The 20,746-nt window shown below is 45.3% G+C and carries 20 protein-coding genes; 2 read left to right on the top strand and 18 right to left on the bottom strand.

The features are described 5' to 3' along the window. Positions 1–139: 139 nt before the first annotated feature. The 18 genes from ADU24_RS02340 to ADU24_RS02255 form a co-directional block, all read right to left on the bottom strand. Positions 140–994, bottom strand: a complete 855-nt coding sequence (locus ADU24_RS02340) for a hypothetical protein (protein ID WP_053365125.1) — start codon at positions 992–994, stop codon at positions 140–142. A gap of 392 nt (positions 995–1,386) precedes the next feature. Next, positions 1,387–2,784: a 23S rRNA (uracil(1939)-C(5))-methyltransferase RlmD gene (gene rlmD, locus ADU24_RS02335; RefSeq protein WP_053368738.1), complete on the bottom strand. Its 1,398-nt coding sequence runs from the start codon at positions 2,782–2,784 to the stop codon at positions 1,387–1,389. Between the two features lie 44 nt (positions 2,785–2,828). Next, positions 2,829–3,692, bottom strand: coding sequence for a DNA-3-methyladenine glycosylase family protein (locus ADU24_RS02330; protein WP_053365124.1), 864 nt, complete (start codon positions 3,690–3,692; stop codon positions 2,829–2,831). A gap of 174 nt (positions 3,693–3,866) precedes the next feature. After that, positions 3,867–4,454 (bottom strand): uridine kinase family protein, encoded by a 588-nt coding sequence (locus ADU24_RS02325; protein WP_053365123.1) that lies wholly within the window; start codon positions 4,452–4,454, stop codon positions 3,867–3,869. Between the two features lie 95 nt (positions 4,455–4,549). After that, on the bottom strand, positions 4,550–4,747 hold the full coding sequence (locus tag ADU24_RS02320; RefSeq protein WP_053365122.1) for a hypothetical protein: 198 nt from the start codon (positions 4,745–4,747) through the stop codon (positions 4,550–4,552). Between the two features lie 28 nt (positions 4,748–4,775). Beyond that, on the bottom strand, positions 4,776–5,315 hold the full coding sequence (locus tag ADU24_RS02315; protein ID WP_053365121.1) for a DUF4871 domain-containing protein: 540 nt from the start codon (positions 5,313–5,315) through the stop codon (positions 4,776–4,778). 52 nt (positions 5,316–5,367) lie between these two features. Further along, positions 5,368–5,964: a hypothetical protein gene (locus ADU24_RS02310; protein ID WP_053365120.1), complete on the bottom strand. Its 597-nt coding sequence runs from the start codon at positions 5,962–5,964 to the stop codon at positions 5,368–5,370. 298 nt (positions 5,965–6,262) lie between these two features. Next, positions 6,263–7,048, bottom strand: coding sequence for a delta-lactam-biosynthetic de-N-acetylase (pdaA, locus tag ADU24_RS02305; RefSeq protein ID WP_053365119.1), 786 nt, complete (start codon positions 7,046–7,048; stop codon positions 6,263–6,265). A 192-nt stretch (positions 7,049–7,240) separates the two neighbouring features. After that, positions 7,241–8,788 carry a fumarate hydratase gene (locus tag ADU24_RS02300; protein ID WP_053365118.1) on the bottom strand — a complete coding sequence of 516 codons (1,548 nt, stop codon included), beginning with the start codon at positions 8,786–8,788 and terminating at the stop codon, positions 7,241–7,243. Between the two features lie 149 nt (positions 8,789–8,937). Beyond that, positions 8,938–9,123, bottom strand: coding sequence for an SE1561 family protein (locus ADU24_RS02295; RefSeq protein WP_053365117.1), 186 nt, complete (start codon positions 9,121–9,123; stop codon positions 8,938–8,940). Positions 9,124–9,186: 63 nt separating this feature from the next. Further along, positions 9,187–10,875 carry a gamma-glutamyltransferase gene (ggt, locus tag ADU24_RS02290; RefSeq protein WP_053365116.1) on the bottom strand — a complete coding sequence of 563 codons (1,689 nt, stop codon included), beginning with the start codon at positions 10,873–10,875 and terminating at the stop codon, positions 9,187–9,189. Positions 10,876–11,088: 213 nt separating this feature from the next. Continuing rightward, the gene (locus tag ADU24_RS02285; protein ID WP_053365115.1) at positions 11,089–11,487 is read right to left on the bottom strand and encodes a PH domain-containing protein; all 399 of its coding nucleotides are present in this window, start codon (positions 11,485–11,487) and stop codon (positions 11,089–11,091) included. A 57-nt stretch (positions 11,488–11,544) separates the two neighbouring features. Next, a complete protein-coding gene (locus tag ADU24_RS02280; RefSeq protein ID WP_156324494.1) occupies positions 11,545–12,387 on the bottom strand; it encodes a hypothetical protein in 843 nt (280 codons plus the stop codon). Between the two features lie 444 nt (positions 12,388–12,831). Further along, positions 12,832–13,578 carry a hypothetical protein gene (locus ADU24_RS02275; protein WP_053365113.1) on the bottom strand — a complete coding sequence of 249 codons (747 nt, stop codon included), beginning with the start codon at positions 13,576–13,578 and terminating at the stop codon, positions 12,832–12,834. A 206-nt stretch (positions 13,579–13,784) separates the two neighbouring features. After that, on the bottom strand, positions 13,785–14,540 hold the full coding sequence (locus tag ADU24_RS02270; RefSeq protein WP_082307016.1) for a YfkD famly protein: 756 nt from the start codon (positions 14,538–14,540) through the stop codon (positions 13,785–13,787). Between the two features lie 103 nt (positions 14,541–14,643). Then, a complete protein-coding gene (locus tag ADU24_RS02265; protein ID WP_053365112.1) occupies positions 14,644–15,279 on the bottom strand; it encodes a YczE/YyaS/YitT family protein in 636 nt (211 codons plus the stop codon). A gap of 309 nt (positions 15,280–15,588) precedes the next feature. Further along, positions 15,589–16,635, bottom strand: a complete 1,047-nt coding sequence (gene cax, locus ADU24_RS02260; RefSeq protein ID WP_197277554.1) for a calcium/proton exchanger — start codon at positions 16,633–16,635, stop codon at positions 15,589–15,591. 79 nt (positions 16,636–16,714) lie between these two features. Then, positions 16,715–17,104, bottom strand: coding sequence for an OsmC family protein (locus ADU24_RS02255; protein ID WP_053365110.1), 390 nt, complete (start codon positions 17,102–17,104; stop codon positions 16,715–16,717). A 157-nt stretch (positions 17,105–17,261) separates the two neighbouring features. On the opposite strand from ADU24_RS02255, the gene ADU24_RS02250 reads away from it, so the two are divergent. Both ADU24_RS02250 and ADU24_RS02245 read left to right on the top strand, forming a co-directional pair. Next, a complete protein-coding gene (locus tag ADU24_RS02250) occupies positions 17,262–18,440 on the top strand; it encodes an MFS transporter (protein WP_053365109.1) in 1,179 nt (392 codons plus the stop codon). Between the two features lie 187 nt (positions 18,441–18,627). After that, positions 18,628–20,541 (top strand): heavy metal translocating P-type ATPase, encoded by a 1,914-nt coding sequence (locus ADU24_RS02245; RefSeq protein ID WP_053365108.1) that lies wholly within the window; start codon positions 18,628–18,630, stop codon positions 20,539–20,541. The last annotated feature ends 205 nt before the right edge of the window (positions 20,542–20,746 follow it).

Below are 20,746 nucleotides of genomic sequence, written 5' to 3'. Positions count from 1 at the left end.
CCTTCTTTCTTCGCGAGAGCTTGTATGTGACGGGTTGTGGAGGGAGTTTACAAATAAAAGTGGGAAGAATTTCGTTTTACTATATTTCAAGTGTACCTAATATGTGCGTTTATTCCCTGCCATACCTTTGGGCTGACAACTAAACACGCAATAATGCGCCATTAGGCTTTGGCAATTCTTGATCTGATATTTGGTTCATTTTACAAAAATGGTCAAAAAATTGTTGTGCCAACTCTCGTTCCTCAGGGTCACTTTTCAACGCAACGATATTATGCAAAATTTGAGCCATCAATAAATTACCAAAATAACGGTATTTACCTGTATTCCATGTCATTCTGTGGGGAAACTTCTCATTTACGTAATAGTTCCAGAAAAGCATCTGTTCCGATTCCTTTTCTGTAAGTTGGAGTCTGTATATTGAATGAGCAGGAATATATCCATCTTCACAAAGCTTGCCGATAAAACCTTCATCCACCATATAGACACCTAAGATGCGCCTATTTTTTTCAGGCATATTGGAATCCCTTTCTGTTAACAGGACAGCGCTATTCTGGTGCAAGCGGATGGGCTTGTTTGGCTTCCCCTGGTTTTTACCGCTTTTTATTTCGCCAGAAAAAACCCTCCACTCTGAAAAAGAACCATTCTGTTCTTCTGTGTCACACCAAAAAACCATTTGTGATTCGGGATGAAGCTTATGATTATTCATAAGCTTTTCATATTCCAAGCGAAGCTCCCGTTTTTGTTGTTGGAGCTTTTTTTCCTCTTCCTTCTTCCACTCCTCTTCCTTCCGTTCAACTTCCATTTTTCGTATAATTTTTTCGAGTGAATTAGCAGCAACTTTATCATGCAGTTTCAGGTGCTCTCCAAATACATCGGGGAAAACAAACTTTTTACTTTCAGATGCGAAATTTATTACAATACGAGAATCACTATGCTTAACTATACTACCCATGCCAAAACGCTTGTGTGTAACTTTCTTATTGATTAGATTCAATATCCCAGTCCTCCTTGTAGAATAAAAACTCGATTACTGCCAGTTAGTAAATTGATAATTTTATCCGCCTAAGACCTTTTAAAGCCCACACAACTGTTTGATTTTTTCTTCGTTTAAAAAAGGATATTAAAAAACCGTATCCATAACTCCACCTGTAAAAAGTACAGCTGAATTCGGAATACGATTAAAAAAACAATTGTAAGATTATTGTAACATTTATTTTCAAAAAATGCAAATTAACTATTGACAACTTATTTTATTGTGAGGTAAAATAAAAATTTTATCTCGCAAACTAACTCGGAATATGGGCTACCAAAAAGTCGAGAAACTTCTAATTCCCTCGTAACAATTACCCATATCACCCACTTTCCCGGAAAATAGAAGCAGATTCCTTAGCGGGAACCTGCTTCTTCTTTTAGAACTATTTGCGATACTGCCTCAACATGTGCAGTCTGAGGAAACATATCAACTGGCTGGATGTACTCAACTTTAAATTTCTTGCTTAACGTCTGGATGTCCCTTGCCAGCGTGGATGGATTACATGAGACGTAGACGATTTTCTTTGGTTTAACTTTCAATAGCGTTTCCAGCAACTTGCCGTCAAGGCCTGTCCGCGGCGGGTCGACGATGACGACGTCAGGGCGCCAGCCTTCTTTCGTCCATTTCGGCAGCCATTCTTCTGCCTTGCCTGTTACATATTTTGCGTGCTTAATGCCGTGGCGGGAGGCGTTTTTCTTTGCGTCGTCGATTGATTCGGGGATGATGTCCATTCCCCTGATTTCGCCTGCTTGGCTAGCGACCCAAAGGCCGATTGTTCCAACGCCGCAGTACGCATCGACGACTTTTTCCACGCCTGTCAGCCCGGCAGCCTTTTTCACTTCATCGTATAGCTTTACTGTCTGGATAGGATTCAATTGGAAGAATGTTCTTGCGGAAAGCTCAAACTGCAAATCGCCGAGTGTTTCCTGGATAAAATCGTTTCCGGACAACGTAGCTGTTTCCTTTCCAAAAATCAAAGAAGTTCTTTCCCCGTTGATGTTTTGGACAATTGACTTAACCCCCGGCAACCTCTTTTTAATTTCTTCTATTAATAGTTCCTTTTTGGGGATGTCTTTTTGCGTCGTAATCAGGACAACCTGAAGTTCCTCGGACTGGATGCCGACCCGAGTGACGATGGTCCTGACAATTCCTTTCCGGAATTTCTCATTATAAATTGGAATGCGGAGATCCTGGAGAATTTGCCGTACCTTTAATGTCGCATCAGTCGTTGCAGAATGCTGGACGGCGCATTGCTCAATATTGATGAGCTTGTGCGAGTTAAGCCCGTACAGACCAGCGAGAACCTTTCCTTTTTCCACGCCAACCTGAAAGCTGCTTTTATTTCGGTATGCCCAAGGGTCTTCCATGCCGATCATCCGGCGGACATCGATTTCGTCTAATTTCAGCCTTGTATGGCGCTCGAGTGACTGCAGGACGATGTCACGCTTTTCCACTAGCTGCCGTTCATACTTCAGATGCTGGAGCTGGCATCCGCCACACTGTTCGAAAACCGGGCATGGCGGTGCCACCCGGTATGGCGACGCTTTACGGATTTTTTTGATCCGTGCTTCAGCGAACTTTGGATTAATTTTAGTCGCCTCAACAACGACTTCTTCACCCGGAAGCGCGCCGGGAACAAAGACAACCTGCCTCTTGAAATAACCGACGCCCTCTCCATTGATCCCGAGCCTCTTGATGGTTAGAGGAAAGGTCTGCTTTTGTTCAATTTTAATTGCCTGTTCTTTTTTCATGATGTTCAACTCCATTTATTTTCCCTCTTTAACAAGCACTTGTTTCATTCAATGCTTCTCCATAAATAGAGGGAGGCATAGCTTAGGTATGGTTCCCAGCCGGTTTTATATCGTTCCATTTCTTCAATGGTGGGTTTGCGTTCGAGCTGGTATAGGTTTTTCAATGCGTTTTGGATGCCGATGTCGGCCATCGGAAACAGGTTTTGGCGGCCGAGGCCGAACAGGAGGAAATTCTGGATGGTCCAGGCGCCTATGCCACGGATTTTGATAAGCCTGTCAAAAATAACTTGCTCATCTTCATGCTTTAAAGCATCGATATCCAAACCGCCCACAGTGACTGCCTTGGCAATGTCGATGCAATATTCTGCTTTCCGCCCGCTGAATTGAAGTTCCCTTAGTTCTTCTACGCTTAGAGCGGCAACCGTTTCGGGATCGGGATAGAACCAGGCGCCGTCTTTTTCGTAGCCGTATTTTTTCACAAAGCGTTCAGTCAGCTTGATGGCGAATGCCATATTCAGCTGCTGGTGGATAATACACTTCAGGACGCAGCCGAACGGATCGAAGTCAAGAATGAGCGGCGTTCCGATATGCTCTTCAAAAATTTCATTGAGGTCAGTTTTACCAAAATGCTCGTGAATATCCTTTAACGGCACTTCCCACTGAAAAACCTCGGCAATCCGTTTGATGATGCGGTCTTTATCGCCGCTTTTGGCTTCAATGACGAAGCTTGGCCGTTCAGTTGTACCAGTTGCGGTGACAGTTGCAGTGTAAGCTTCTCCGCCAAGTTTAATCGGTACCTTTATTGTCCTTTTTTCAAGATTCAAGGCATTGAGTGGATCCATCGAAAGCCGGTCAAGGACCCTGTCAAAATTATAAGGGCCATCTATTTGAATTGATTCCTGCCACACACTAGTTTCCCCTTTGTCCATTTTCCATGATTATAGCATGTTTTCCTTGTATGGCCTAAAGCACTGCGAACACCTAAAAAAAGATGCTCGCCTAGTTAGGAAACTGTAGCCGGCATCAACTTCTATGTTGGAAAATATTCCAATTTTTTCTTATCAGGGGACTAAATCACTATACTACTTCGTGCCATCAAGCACCAAATCCGCGCGCTCATGTGGCTTATGGGCGTCCACATACATCTGTTCCGCAATCATCCAGTTGTCTACCCACATTTCCCTTGCCCCTTCTCCATCCCGCTCAAGCCCTCTTTGGAGCCTTGTTTCATACGGACAATTCACAAAAATAGTGAAATCGTAGTATTCCGCCAGCTCATGCCGGGTCGAGGAAATCCCTTCAATAATGACAMCCCCGCCGACAGGAACGGTATGCCATTCGGCAAGCTGATCGCTGTTCCAATCGTAACGCTGGTAGCTGCCTTCTTTATCCTGGCTCAATGGCAGCAGCACCTGATTTAATACCCGCTGCCAATCAAAATCAGCGCCAACCGGCTTATCCTGAGGCGAACCTTTTATTATTTGGGCGGTAGGGAAATAAAAATCGTCCATATGGACAATCGTTGCATTTGTTCTGGCTTCTTTAAGCTTTCTAGCCAGGGTGCTTTTTCCCGAACCCCCGCATCCATCAACCCCGATAATCAGGGTTTTTTGTTTTCTAGGAAGTGTATCCATCGCTACTATCAATTGTTCTAATGTCTCTATTTGCATATCGTTCGCTGCCCCCTTTGGAATTCGTGATTGCTTACCTTTCTCCCCACAATCATTAGATGAAATGGCAAAGCCCTTTTGCTAAAATTGAATTATTATAAAGTGTCCTTAAACTTCTCAGGCTTTTTTACATAGCTCTCAATTATATACCCGCATTTTGTACAAAGAATATGTTCTATATCAGAACCTAGACTCATTTTATTTATTGGATACATAACCGTATATCCACTTTGCTTCCCCTTACCCAGATCATTTCCACCGCATTTTGGACATTTAGATATCGAACGGTTCATTTTCATTCCCCCTGGTATACTGGCTTCTTCATCTCTCTTTAACATCCACAACAATGGCACCAATCTTTTTATCTCCAATGGATACTTCCAAACGCCACAGGCCCGGTTTGGATAATGACATATTGGAAGGCTTTGAGCTGTCAGACCCTCTAACCCCGTTCGGGCCATAGCTCAGCTTTCCATAGTTCCAAACTTTTTTCTTATTCGGTGTGCCAGCATTTTCAACGAGTGCTTTTTCTTTTACTCCTGTCTCTTTGTGTATCGCGACAACTTTAAAATCGCCGTCTTCTATCGTCTGTTCATCGCCCCAAAAATGCCAAAGCCATTTGTTCGTTTCCCCCGCGACAAACTCAGGCCCAACAATCCCAACTTTCCCTTCCTCGCCGATCAGATAATCTCCCTCCGAAGATTTAAATTCAGGTGACCGATCCCATTGGTGGGTGTCACCTTTTACCGGCCCAGCATTTGCATTAACACTGACATTCTCTTTGTTGCTTTTTATACAGCCTGATAGATAGAAAATCGATAGTAAGCAAAGAGAGACAATTACCCTTTTGGAGTTTTTCATACCATCACCTCACGAATGATTTTGAGGTTCACCTAAACTAGCAGACCTTTTCTCACTCATAATAATTATCCGTAACTTTAACATGGCTTCTCTCCAGTTTTACCAAAATTCTTTTTTCGCTTCTTCTAAGATCCGAGTCATAAGGAATAACAATACGCCTGTTATCCGGCATAATGAACTCATAGTGATCCAAATACCTGGCGTTGTTCGTTGGCCGATTGGCATATACTTGTTTTACTTCTTTAAAACTCGCCCAATCATAAGTCGTCGTTTGATTGAATGAATTTAGTTCATTATAATGGAGGCCTGTTTCATCGAAGTAATAATAGTGGTTCGACCCGAACATGAACAGGGGGATGCTTAAAGTTAGCAGTCCCAGGGCTATCCACTTTATAAATTTCACATGAAATTTGGATTGAATAAAGACATAGAGGAACATGACAATCGAAATCCAAAACATACCGGCCATGAAAGTTATATAACCTTCGCCAGGAGCGATATATAACCACTGATTGGGACTCTTGAAAAAATAGCTTTGAATCATAAAGACGATAATGAAGGGCATAAAAGAACTGCAAATAAATAAAATAATCGCCCAAACAACAATGAGCATCGGACTTTTCTCGTTTTTTAGCACTACCTTTCCCATCCGTTACCTCCATTTATTAGATAATTTTTGAGCTATTTTAATCCGGCTTATGGCTGAGGAACTTCTATAAGGGCTATATTCCTAATTATACCATTTAATCAACAAGAATTTAAAACCGATATCAAGGATTTAAAATATATTGCAAAGGTTCCAACATCGTTTGTATTTGCGGTAAAAGGTGTGCATTGTGATATCTAAATCAATTTTGGGTCTTATTTGTCACAAATATGGTTGTTTCTGACAACAATCAACCTAACCAAAAAGAGAAAAAAGAACTGCATCGCTGCAGTTCTTTCGACTACTTTCCTTTTTGCTGTTTGGCCAAATGGTCGAGGCTTTTGAATTTGTACCCTTTTGCCTTTAGGTCGACGATCACTTTTTCAAGGGCGTCGGCATTGTCCTTTGAGACGGAATGAAGCAGAATGACTGCTCCCGGATGGATTTGCCGCATGATGTTGTCATACGAATATTGCCAGCCTCTTTGCTGGTTCACATTCCAGTCGACAAATGCAAGTGACCAGAACACATGCGTATAGCCTGCTTCCTTGCTTACTGCCATGGACCTGTCGCTGAACGTTCCGCGTGGCGGCCGGACATAGGACATTTTCTTTTTCCCGGTCAACTCTTGGTAGGCTGCACGGACCCGCTCTAGCTCTTGTTTGATTTGTGCGTCAGGTATCTTCGTAAAATCGGGGTGCCCCCACGAATGGTTTCCGACGATATGCCCTTCCCTTACCATTCGTTCCACGTATTCCGGCGCACTCTCAATGTAGTGGCCAGTTACGAAAAATGCGGCGGGGACTTTTTCTTTTTTCAGGACATCAAGAACCTTTTCTGTATAGCCGTTTTCATAGCCATTGTCGAACGTCAGATATACGATTTTCTCGTCGGGGCTGCCCTTGTAAAATGCTCCGTTTTTTTCGAGGAGTGCTTCATATTGCCATCCCGCATCAGCCTGCTGTTCGTTTTGTCCGCGTTTAAACCCCCATCCGAACGGTGTAGAAGAGGTTTGGCCATGACTCTTTTTCGGAATGAATGCGAGGATAATGCAAACTGCAAACAAAATCATATACAATTTTCTCATTTTACGGATTCCTCCAAACCCAATTTTCTTTAGTGTTTGGAAACCTTGTCGATAATACTTCTGGCAATATTTTCACTCTGGAGAATTGTGTTGCACTCTATTGAATTTCCCGGGAAATTCCGGCAAATTCTGTTGCTTGACTAAAAAAACGACAGCCTCCTTAGGAAAGGTTGTCGTTTTGTCAGAATATTCTTATTTAAAAACCGGTTCTTTAAACTGTGCAAGCTTCTCGAGCGAGGATTTGTCGACATCGGCGTGAAGACTGTTGCCGTGTGAATCCATTGTAACAACAGCGGTAAACCCTTCCACCTTCAAATGCCACATTGCTTCCGGAATGCCGAACTGCATCAGGTCAACGCCTTCGACAGATTTAATACAGTCCGCGTAATACTGTGCTGCCCCTCCGATTGCGTTCAAATAAMCCCCGCCATGCTCTTGAAGCGCGGCAAGAGTTTTTGGTCCCATTCCGCCTTTTCCAATAACAGCTCGGATGCCGAATTTCTTCATGATATCACCCTGGTATGGTTCCTCACGAATGCTTGTTGTCGGGCCGGCAGCCTTAACATGCCAGTTGCCTTCTTCGTCCTTTAACATAACCGGTCCGCAATGGTAAATGACCTGGCCATCCAAATCGACTGGAGAATCATTGGTCGACAAATATTTATGGATCGCGTCACGGCCTGTATACATCATTCCATTAATTTGGACAACATCGCCAACCTTCAGGCTGCGGATTTGCTCTTCGGTAATTGGCGCCTGAAGCGTGATGACTCCTTCAGATGCCGCGGCAGTTTCCTGGGCAGCAAGTGTATGATCCTGTTTAAAATCGATCATTTCGCCTTCCTGGTACATCCAGTCAATGATTTCCCCTGTTTCAGGATGGACATTCACTCCAAGTCGGCGGAATGCCCAGCAGTTGTAGGCAACCGACACAAAGAAGCTGGCTGGAATCCGGTTCATCACACCAATTTTACAGCCAAGAAGGGTTGTTTCCCCGCCGAATCCCATTGTACCGATACCAAGCTTGTTGGCATTGTCCATAATGTATTCCTCAAGCTTGCGGAGGTCTTCATTCGGATTCACGTCATCATTGGAACGGAATAGCTGTTCCTTGGCAAGGTCATAACCGGAAGAACGGTCACCTCCGATGCCTACGCCGATGAATCCCGCGCTGCAACCCTGTCCTTGCGCCTGATAGACGGAATGCATGATGCATTTGCGGATTCCATCGAGGTCGCGGCCTGCCCGGCCAAGGCCTTCAAGCTCGCAAGGAAGGCTGTATTGGATGTTTTTATTTTCACAACCGCCGCCTTTTAAAATGAGGCGGACGTCGATATAGTCTTTCTCCCATTGTTCAAACTTGATGACAGGCGTTCCGCCGCCAAGGTTGTCGCCGCTGTTTTCACCTGACAGCGAGTCGACGGAGTTCGGGCGGAGCTTGCCATCCTTTGTCGCCAAAGCAATCGCATGCTGGATGGCGGCTTTCATCTGGATTTGGTTCGCGCCAACAGGGGTCTTGATTTTGAACGTTGGCAGCCCGGTATCCTGGCAAATTGGCGAAACCTGTTCATCCGCCATTTTGATATTATTGGTAATTGTCGCAAGGCTCATCGCCGAACGTGTTCCGGCATTTTCCCTCTCTGCCGCGGCCTTGATTGCCCGGCGGACATCCTTCGGCAGCTTTGTAGACGTTTCCACAATAAGTTTGTACATACTTTCCTGAAACTTTTCTATGTTCACTGTCTTCTCCCCCTTGTATGAAACAGCTATAGTATGAAAAGTGCAAACATTCCCATTCTCGTCCATTATACCGCGAATGATTAGGGGATTAAAGTATGTACGCCGCTAAATCCCATCTGCCATTAAAAAAACCCCGCTCTTGGCGGGGTTTAGATGTCGCGATGATTGAATTCACGTACTTTGGATTCGATGTCGTCAATAATTTCGAGCAGGCGGTCGATGTCCTCGACGTCCGCCTCTTCAGGTTCAATCGCATCAAGCAGTTCCATGAACATGTTCAGGCGCTGTTTCAGGAAGGTAACTTGTGTGTCTTTGTCGGTAATATCTTTGCCCAAGTGGTTCGCTCCTTTCGTCTCGTTTACCATCCTATCCGAAAATGGACTGTTTTTCTAGTCCTATTATTCCTCTTCAGGCAAAAAATCAATCCCGATTGCTGTGCCTTCCCTACTTGAATCGGCCGCCCCGTGCATCATTCCCGTTTTACGGTCGAACTGGATCGCCTGGACATTCCCAATCACATGCGGCTCATCGCCAAACTCAAAATTCATTGACTCAAGCTTACCTTTGGCGAGCATATCCATTCCCTGCTCCCACGACAACAGCATGCCCGGGGTGGAGAAGATTCGCGGTTCTTCAATCGCGTCCTTCAACTCCATGCCAAAATCAATGAAATTCACAATTGTTTGGAAAACGGATGCGATAATCGTCGGCCCGCCTGGTGAGCCGAGCGTCAAAACCGGCTTGCCATCCTTGAAAAGGATCGTCGGGCATTTACAGCTGAGCGGCCGTTTCCCTGGCCCCGGCTCGTTTACCCCGCCGGGAAGCGCATCAAAATCAGTCAATTCATTGTTTAGGAAAAATCCGTAGCCCGGAACCATAATGCCTGTCCCGAATGGATGCTCCACGGTCGATGTACACGCGACAATGTTTCCCCAACGATCGGCGACGGTAAAGTGGGTCGTTTCACTTTTCTCCTCGTCATTCGGCTGCCTGACGACCGGCCTTCCCTTACCCTCTTCATACTTCCATGGGTTCCCGAAATCGATTTCCGGATTCCTGAATTCAAAGTTGATATATTTTAACCGCTCCGCAAGATAACGCTCGTCGGCCATTCCTTTCAATGGGATTTCATTGAAGCGGGGGTCGGCAATGTAGGCTATTTTATCAGAAAAAGCGAGCCGCATCGCTTCGGTGAACAAATAATATTTTTCCCAGGAACGCGGGCCATAGGAGGCAAGATCAAACTTCTCGAGCAGGTTCAGGATATAAAGGAGGCTCGGCCCTCCCGCGGTTGGCGGGCTTGCAGCCGCGATATCATATCCTCTGTATGAGCCCCTGGTTGGTTCATCAACAGTGTGCCGGTATTTTTTCAGGTCTTCCAGCGTTATGAACCCACCGAGGCTTTGAAGGGTTTCGACAATCGCTTCGGCAATTTCCCCTTCGTAAAAAGCGGCAATGCCTTCTTTTTGCAAAATGCGGAACGTGTTTGCCAGATGCGGTTTTTTCAGGATATTGCCTTCCTTGAACTTCCCTTCCTCTGACAAATACMCCTTCTTCGCTTCATCACCAAGCCGATAGCCAAATTCATCAAGTGAATTCATGAATACCCAATTCAGGGGGATGCCTTCCTCACACGCCTGCGCAGCCGGTTCGATAAGGTCGGCAAGCGGCTTGCTTCCATATTCTTTTAGCGCGGCGTCCATTGCTTTCAGGATTCCCGGTATGCCGACCGCGGTTGCGTGCGTTGACCGCTCCCTGAAAGGAATGACCTCGCCGTTTTCGTCAAGAAACATTTCGGGGTGGGCTGCCGCCGGGGCTTCCGAGTGTCCGTCAAATATTTTGATGTCATCCGTTTCCTTATGGTAGACCATGAAGAAACCGGAACCGCCAATGCCTGTCATCATCGGCTCTCCAACATTCAGGGCAAACTGGATGGCGACCGCGGCATCAATGGCGTTCCCTCCCTCTTCAAGTACCTTCGCGCCAATTTCGGTCGCCAGCGGATGGGCCGTTGCCACCATCCCGTATTTTCCTGTTGCTGTTTCTCTTTCTATCGAGCATCTGTCTGATCGCGCCAAATGCTTCATCTCCCCTCTCCGTCCAATGTTTATACCAAGTAAGTACCCGAATGGCTTTTAAGCAAAACTGGACTTCAATGGCAGATGGGGAAGAAGTGGGGGGCTATTTTTAAAAGAAGATGAAAAAGCGCAGATTGGAACGGGGCACTCTGTATAAAGCATGTGGCCCCTAGTGAAAATCAAATCTAATAAAAAAAGAACAGCCCTAAGGCCGCTCGGGATTTAGCTTGCTTCTGTTTGAATTGTTGGATTGACCTCTTTAAGGGATCTAATAAAACCCTGCTCATCCTTGGGCGATACATGGACCATTCCATATTTGCCAAACCTAATCTCCAGCCGCCTGATTGATAGCGCATAGGATGCCAGCAGGCTTTTGCTTTGTTTGACTTTCCCGATTTCCTTGATTGGAATCTTCCTTTTGAAAGGACCGCTTTTTACAATCAGCAGTCCTTCTTCCACTTTATAGCCTGTCGAAAACCAAAGCCAAAGCAAAAACCCGGCAATCGGTACAGTTGTGAAAGGTGAACCATTCCCTTTTGAAAACAGTGGAAGTAAACAAACAAGTACAGATAACCAGATTACCAAGGTAAGCCAAACATCTTTTTTTGATGGAAAGTACACTTAAAATGCCTCCTACTTTTTCTGTTAATCCAAACTTAACCTTTGCCTCCATTTTCTTCAACAGGTTTTTATATTTTCGCTCACCTTGGACATGATTGTTACAGGCTTGTATGTTCCTTCTGCCCTCTCCTTTTTCAAATCCATTAAGCACTTCATAAATTTCTCTGGCTCATCGACCGAGATGTATACTTTTTCAATGTTTCGTTTTTTTCCATAAAGGCCCCTCATCGTTATTCCTTCCTTAAATTTCACAACATAATGGACTTTGTCTTCCATCATTGAACCTAATTCCATTGAATAGGCCCGTTTCTCTTTTTGCCTTTCTTCCTTTGTAGACCGATTTACCTCTATCGATTCAATATTGTTATAGTCGATTTCCATCGTGGCCCTCAATCCCTTTTGGATTTTTATAGAACCTTTAGTAAGCATGATTGGGCTTTGCACAATCGCTTTATAATCGGCTATCAAAATTAAAAGGGCATAAACATCAAGAGCCGTTACTGTCCACGCAAGTATGTGGTTTATCTTAAGCATCATAAAATGGACACCGATAATTTCTATGGCCAACGCATGGGACAGCATAATAAATTCTCCTAAATAACTTGAATTCTTATGGTAGCTGAATGCAGTTTCACTTTCCTTATTTTTATTTTTCCAAGAAAACAAGCCGTAGTAAAAAACAGATATCTCAGTTGCAAACAAAATGAGGACTTTTCGCTGTCCCATTGTTTTTATCAGTGCATTTTGTAAATTGATGAGAAACTGATTGCTTACCTGTTTTTCTTTTTTATACTGGTTAATCAGTTTAGGGACTTTTGCAATTAAAAATATTGCAAGAAAAAGTTCAAAMCCTATTAGTACCGCCTCTGCCAATAATAAGCTATTTTTAAGAAAATCCAACGCCGGCAAATCCTCTTTCGGCACAAGCAAGTAGGCGAACCAAAAACAAGCGATTGCAAAAGGAACAACAGTATAGATTTTAAAATTCCTACGGACGATTAAAAAATAAAAAAGAATTGGAAGGCAGACCGATAAATCCAAAAAGGACCAGATTGCTACTTCTTTTCTTATCGATTCAAAATAAGGGAGAGTCATGAATGCTATGTTTGAAACTGAAATAATAAATAAGATTACGATAAAGAATGTAAGTCTTCTCTTTGAAATTTTCCCCATTTCCCTCACCCCAGGTTATGTATGACCTGCCATTTTACTGTTTTTCCATTATTATACTCCAGTTTGTTGTGGAGGATATATTAATAATGGGGGCTGAAATAAATAAAAGTGCAAGAAACGAAACGAACCAGCAGGTTAGCCCCGCTGGTTCATTTATAAGTCTAAGTTTTATTAAAATTTTTCATCCTTGTCGTGGTTCGGCGATTCCTGTCCGCCTGTTGTGTGGCTGCCTTTGTCATTTGAATAGCCAAGCCCGCCTGACTTTTCCGATTCGAATGAATCATCACTGGCTGACATGTCAACCGATTCGGAAGATACGGATGAGTTGCCAAGTCCGTAGTCCACAGTTCCAAGCTCTGTTGAGCCTGTTAACGAACCGGACGCCTTACCAAGATACGTTTCGGACATGGATGAATTCACCGAGTTATCATATTGGGATGAAGATGAGTTGTCAGTGCCCGATCCCGTTGGCGCGGCGGCCTTCAACTCAGAGCCTGCTTCCGCTACCTTCGAACCGATTTCCTTTACTTCACCTTTAAAGCCCATGACAGTGTCGAGAGCATCCTTTGAAATGTCCTTCACATCGGCTACTTTCCCGAACAAGTCGTTGTTCAGGCGATCGTACAGCCTCTGTGCGTCAGCAATCGCTTCTTTCAGTACATTGGATGCCTGCTGGAACTGTGAAACCATCTGATCCTTTACTTCAGTCGGGTTTTGCTTTACTTCCGTAAACATGTTCTTAGAGGTATTTTTCAGGTCTACAGCTGTTTCCTTCAGGCTGTTTCGCGTCGAAGAATCAAGAAGTGTCAGGACTCCCCCGATTACGCCGCCGATTACGATCCCTTTTAACAGTTTGCTGTTCTTTTCATTTTCAGAGTAGCCATAATTCTGGTTGTTTTGGTTTTCGTATTCGTTCATTGCCAATTCCTCCTTAAATCATTTAAAAGTAAAGTTTCGCCTGTTTGTGTATTTCCCGGTCATGGGCTTGCCTAAACAAGGAAAAGGGGTATTTCCAGGATATTCAATTGATTGCACGCGTATTTATCCCCGGTCGAACCCATACTTTATCATGCAAAAAAGGCGATCCCCGCTTGACCCGAGATCGCCTTTTAATAGTTTATTTTTTACCTTGGCCGTTCGCTTGCCGCGAAGCTGAAGGATACATAGTCCTGAATCGGAATCCAGGCGCCAATTCCCTGGGAGGTGACATTTTTGATGACGAGTGATTTTTTGTTGCCCTTTAGCACAAGGTACACTTCGCCGTATGTGACTTTCCCTTTTTCATTGATGGCCGGGGCGTATGCATACAAATACCCGAGCCGCTTCCTTGGAATGTTGTAAATTTGGTCTTTCTTTGTCCCAAGGCCAATCACGGTTTCAAAAGCGAGCGGCAGGTTCGTTTTGCCGGCAGCTTTGATCAGCATCATTTTTTTCACTTCATCTGCATTCGGAATTTTCGCCGTCAGTCCTCCCTTGATGACCTTCTGTGCTTCCTGGACGTAATGGATTTGGTATGGCTTCTCCCCGCCCCGATTGTCAAAATAATTCGTGTTAATCCGCTGGTATTCCCAATTCGGTGACGTTTCCGCCGATTCATAATTGAGCGGCCACTGCCCAAGATAGATGATGGCTTTGTACCCTATGGCAAAAGGGGTGGTGCTGATTGAAGTTTCGTTCAGCATCCGGATTAAATTTGGGTTTTCGATTTTGACCCTGGATGACTCGATTAGCTTTCTCGCAAGGTCGCTTGGCTGGAGTAGGGGCTCATCCTGGTTTGGGTTCGGATACGTATTTTCTTTCGTAATATTCATAACCCCTTCCGGAATCAGCTTTTTCTGCGGCGCCTTTTCGGCAGAAGCCGGCGAAGCGAGAGAAACCATCAATGTAATCATAATGAAAATGACAAGTTTTTTTCTCACAAAAAAGAACTCCTTTCACAAAGGTGCATGTGTTTGCACTTATTGTTTTCGGAGTTCGGCGATATTATCCAATTTCCTGGCTTTTTCCGGCGGAAGCAAGCAGCTTGTTGTACAAATTTTCAAACGGCGGAAAAAAGATTTGGATGACAGGGCCAATTGCAAAGGTAATGATTAATGTCCCAAGCCCAATCGGCCCGCTAAAAATTAGCGCAAGGATAAGGGCAATCAATTCCCCAATTGTTTTTGCTGTCATAATACTGACGTTCAGCCGCTTTTTTATTCCCATCATTAATGAATCAATCGGATTCAGCGGGAATTTCGGCTGCAAGTAAATTGCCGCGCCAATCCCAATCACAACGATTCCTCCAAGAAACATTGAAAGCTGTTCGAACAGCCCTGAAGGTTCCCATCCTCCAAAGAATAGCGCCATCCATACATCAATAAGCGAGCCTATGGCAAAAATGATTCCAATTGCCAGAAACTCCGGCCTGCTTTTATGAAGAAATGCATTCACCACAATCAGGATGGCTCCGACAATCATGACCCAACGCCCGATTGATAGGCCAATCGTTTCCGTTAACGCAACATTCAGCGCATCCCATGCACCCGCCCCAAAGTCAGCGACAATCGTCATGCAGATGCCGATTGTTAAAATCACCAATCCTGTAAAAAAAAATAAAAAACGATACAATAATCCCATTTTACGCTCCCTTTATCAAAAAGTAATATTCAGAATGTTTACAAAAATTAAATAATGGTGTATACTGACCTTACTTTAATAAAAAGGAGGGCAGGATCAACTCGCTGGCAACTTTCCATAAAAGGAGGCAGGGATACACTAATTTATGTTGACTGAGATCGATTTTACCATATTAAGCATGAAGGTTGGTGGTTGTCCCCTAAATAAAAGCGAATTGGTTGAGGTCCCTTATCGGTGATAAAACTGATAGTTGTATGAAAAGATGGCTCCGGGCATTTCGCCCAGAGCCATTTTGTGTTGCAAGGGAAGTTAAAGCAGGAAGAAACCGATTCCCATGATAAAATAAGCCGCCAGAAGCGTCAGCCCTTCAAACCAGTTTGATTCTCCGTCATTTGAGATAATGACCATCAAGAGGACGGATGATGCCATCGCAATGAGCTCCGGCAGGGTAAAGACGAGCGGCATGGCTTCATTGAACAGAAGCGAGACGAGAACAAGCACCGGTGCGACAAACATCGCAATTTGCAGCGTGGATCCGATTGCGATTTCGACAGCGATGTCCATTTTATTTTTCCAGGCAAAAATGAGGGCGGATGCGTGCTCTGCCGCATTACCGACAATCGCCACAATGATGACCCCAATGAACAGCTCAGTCCAGCCAAACGATTCCGCTACGGTTTCGAATGTGTGGACAAGGTTTTCAGATACATACGCAACTGCGAGCGTGGCAACGGCCAGGACGATGATTGCTTTCATTTTGCTCCATTCCGGTTCTTCCTCATGGCCGCCTCCACTGCTATTTTCACTTTGGCTTTGGTAAACCCCACGGTGGGTGACAAGCTTGAAAAAGAGCGCTGCCAGGTACAGTGCGATCAATATAATGGAAATCCCGACACTTAATGAAATCGTCTTGCCTTCATCCATTCCCATCGAAAACACCTCAGGGATGACGAATGCGACGAGGACGGCAAACATTAAAAGCCCCGAATTATGGCGCGCATCATAAACGTTAAAGGTTTGGCGCTTGAACTTGATACCGCCAATAAAAAAGGATAGCCCGGCAACCAGCAGCAGGTTCCCAAGAACAGAACCGGTCAATGAAGCGAGAACGACTCCCGTCAGCCCCGCCTTCAATGCAAATATCGAAATAATCAGTTCGACCGCGTTCCCGAAGGTGGCGTTCAACAATCCGCCTACCCGTGGCCCGGCAATGATTGCGAGGCTTTCAGTTGCCCTGCCCATATAGCTTGCCAGCGCGATGATGGTCAAACAATAAATCCCGAACATAATGGTGCTCGGCCAATGCATCAAGCTTCCAATGACAGACACCGGAACGCCGACAAAGGTCATAATCATAAAAATTTTGTTAACCACAAACTCTCCCTCTCAATCTTGGTGCTGATTATAGTTCTACCTTTACCCGCGTTTCCTTCATTTATTCCCTATTGACGAGCTCGAACGTTTCCTTGATATTGATGCTGCCCTTTACAGATTGGGCCATGGAGCAATTTTTCCCAACAAGCTCAAGCGCTTTTTGGACTTGTGATTCCTCAAGCCCCTTGCCTGTTATGATGAAATGGAGATGGATTGCTTCTATCCTGTTTGCCTCATCCGGATTCCGGTCGACTTCGGTTTGAATTTCGATATCCTCTACTTGAAGCCGCTTTTTTTCAAGAATGGTCCGTAGTATTCCACCGCTGCACACTGCTACGGAAGCGGCCATCAGCTGGTATGGCCGGAAGCCCGCCTCCTCATTGCCTGATACATCGAGACGCCCATACGGCAGATCTGTGTAAAATCCTACTTCTTTCATTTTAAAAATCATTCTCTTCACCTCTATGGATTGTTTTGCTGAAAGCATCTTGTTTTGAGAGTAACTCAAAACAATAACAGTGGAAAGTTTTTTACTCCTTCCGCTTGCAAAAAGGGGGCATAACAGATACCATCAATTTTGACTATTCTAGTAAACTGAGGTTTTCATCATGAAAAAAACTCCCGCTGCCCATTTTTGGATCCTCGTAAGTACGGTCGGCATCTCTGGCATCTCACAGGGCATGCTGCTTCCACTTATTGCAATCATATTTGAACATGACGGGCTCCCTTCATCATTGAACGGAATTAACGCGACTGCCCTTTATATCGGAATATTGCTAGCCTCCCCTTTCATGGAGGGACCGCTTAGAAGGTTCGGCTATAAGCCGATCATCCTTGCCGGCGGCTTGAGCGTCGCGGTGGCGCTCGCTTTATTCCCTGTCTGGAAAAGTTTTTGGTTCTGGTTCATGCTGAGGTTTTTGATTGGCGTCGGTGACCATATGCTCCATTTCGGTGCACAGACATGGATAACAGCTTCCTCGCCGGAAAACCGGCGCGGCAGGAATGTCTCGCTGTACGGGCTTTTCTTCGGAATTGGGTTTGCAGTCGGGCCACTTCTGACCCGGCTTGTAGAAATCAATGAAGCTCTTCCTTTTATCGTATCCTCCGTTTTGTCGCTGATTTCCTGGCTATTCGTCTGGCTTTTGCGGAATGATTCCCCCGATTCGGACGGCGCGGGTTCTTATTTTGGCACCTTTTCCCGTTTTGGGAAGGTTTTGAAAGTCGCCTGGGTTTCATTGCTGCCCCCACTTGGGTATGGTTTCCTAGAAGCCTCCCTAAATGGAAACTTTCCCGTTTTGGCATTGCGTAATGGGCTTGATATATCAGCCGTTTCAATTATCCTGCCTGCATTCTCGATTGGCGGGATCCTATTCCAGTTTCCGCTTGGGATGCTGAGTGACAGATTGGGAAGGCGGAACGTTCTGATGGGCATTATGCTTAGCGGCTGTTTATGCTTTATCGCCGCGGGTATTTTTCATAAAACAGCCCTTGGACTTCTAATTTGCTTCACTTTGGCCGGGATGGCGGTGGGCACGACATTCTCGCTTGGAATTAGCTATATGGCCGATTTGCTGCCGAAACAGCTCCTCCCTGCCGGGAACCTGATGTGCGGAATCTTTTTTAGCCTCGGCAGTATGTCTGGCCCTTTCTTTGGCGGGCTGGCCATTCAGTTCACTGAGGGTGCGACGTTTTTCTATATGATTAGCGTCTTGCTGCTTATCATTTTTGCTTGCCTTTATATTTTCAAACAGCCTGGCAGTTTGATAGCAAAGCAAGCTGCTGATTAACTGGTTTAACAATTCCGGAATTTTGTTCCAGGTTCTTTCCTTTTCTTTGCATATATTATATGATAGAATTATTCTAAACTAGAAAACAAATGCTTTATGCTGCTATCGCTTGTCGGTGGCAGCTTTCGTCATTTTATAAGGGTATTGATTATGATTCTTTTTCTCAATTAGAAGGAGGAAAACGAAAATGGAAGCTGAAGCGAGAGTTAATGAACGGCAAGGCACTCCTGATTCTTTTTTACAAAAAATACTTCCCCACGCGGAATTGATTGCTGCGGCCGTTAGCGGAATCCTGATTCTTGCCGGATGGCTGCTTGGCAAAAATGGCATTGAAGCCGCAAGTGTCATATCCTATTTGTCAGCGTTTGTGATTGGCGGTTTCGCAAAGGCGAAAGAAGGCATTGAAGCGACAATCGAGGATAAAGAACTGAATGTCGAAATGCTGATGGTGTTTGCGGCGATTGGTTCCGCCATCATCGGCTACTGGGCGGAAGGCGCGATTTTAATTTTTATTTTCGCGGTCAGCGGCGCCCTCGAAACGTATACGATGAACAAAAGCCATAAGGAAATCTCGTCGCTGATGGAGCTTCAGCCCGAAGAAGCACTCCTGATTACAAGGAGCGGCGAACGCCGGGTCCGTGTTTCCGAATTGGTGGTTGGCGATGCGATTTTGGTAAAGCCCGGTGAACGCGTGCCGGCAGACGGGATTATTGAAAAAGGTGAATCAAGCATCGACCAGGCCGCGATTACCGGTGAATCCGTCCCGGTTGTAAAAGGCTTGCGCGACGAGGTTTTTGCCGGAACGGTAAACTTGACCGGCGCGGTTACCGTCAAAGTAACGAAAGCAAGCGATGAAACGCTATTCCACAAGATTATCCAGCTGGTGCAGTCGGCACAGAGTGAAAAGTCGCCTTCACAATTGTTCATTGAACGGTTTGAAGGAAGATATGTAAAAGCGGTCCTAGCGGCTGTGGCACTAATGATGGTCGTTCCGCATTTTGCGCTAGGCTGGGGCTGGCAGGAATCGTTCTACCGGGCGATGATCCTGTTGGTCGTTGCCTCGCCATGCGCCCTTGTCGCTTCTATCATGCCTGCGACATTATCAGCGATTTCAAACGGCGCGCGCCACGGAATCCTTGTGAAAGGCGGCGTCCATCTTGAGAATTTGAGCAATCTGAACGCGATTGCGTTTGATAAAACAGGAACCTTGACAAAAGGAAAGCCGGAAGTGACCGAATTCATTATCGGGGAAGGATTTTCCGAAAACGACCTGCTCTGGAAAACCGCTTCAGTTGAAAACCAGTCCAACCATCCGCTTGCGAAGGCGATTGTTGCTTTTGCGAAACAACGGTTTGAAAAAGAGATGGTCCAGCCGGATAAAATGGAGGATATGCCTGGTTGGGGCATTTCAGCCGAAATTGCCGGCGAATCCTGGAAAATCGGCAAGGCGGGGTTTATTGGCGGCGGAGCAGCAGTACTTGGGGGCGAACAGGCTGAACGGCTTGCGGCCGAAGGTAATACACTTGTTTATATCAGTGTTGATGGCGTACCTGCCGGGCTGCTGGCGCTGAAGGATGTTGTCCGCGAGAAAACGATGGCGGCGATTGGCGAGCTTGCACAGGAAGGCGTCTATACGGTGATGCTGACTGGCGACAGCGAAACGACCGCACAGGCGATTGCCGCCGAGAGTGGTGTTGATGAATATTTTGCCGAATGCCTGCCCGAGGAGAAGGTCGATAAGCTGAAGGGACTCATGAACCGGTTTACGACTGTCGCGATGGTCGGAGACGGGATTAATGACGCACCTGCCCTCGCGACTGCGAATGTCGGGATTGCAATGGGTGAAGGCACGGATGTCGCGCTTGAAACAGCGGACATAGTGCTGATGAAAAACGACCTTCCGAAGATTGCTGAGGCAATTCGACTGTCGCGCCGAATGAACCGGATTATCAAACAGAACGTCGTGTTTTCAATTTTGGTTATTATGGTGCTGATTGCCTCGAATTTTTTACAGGTCCTTGATTTGCCATATGGGGTTATCGGACATGAAGGAAGCACGATTTTGGTTATTTTGAACAGCTTGCGGCTGTTGAGGTCTTGAGTTGATGTGTTTTTTTGCGGGTTAGAGCAGCTGGCACTTTGGTGCTGGCTGCTTTTTTATATGGTTGATTGGGGATATGACTAGTGATTTATTGCTATAAATCTCGAAAAATATAGTGAGGGTCTGACCCCTACTAGTTTTTCTTAATATGGATAGTGAGTTTTCACTAGTGAATTCAATTTCAACACGCATTTTGACTAGTGAT

Source organism: Bacillus sp. FJAT-27245 (assembly GCF_001273955.1).
Classification (GTDB): Bacteria; Bacillota; Bacilli; order Bacillales; family Cytobacillaceae; genus Bacillus_D.
The sequence above is the reverse complement of the archived record's forward strand: the minus strand, read 5'-3'. Positions and strand labels throughout refer to the sequence as shown.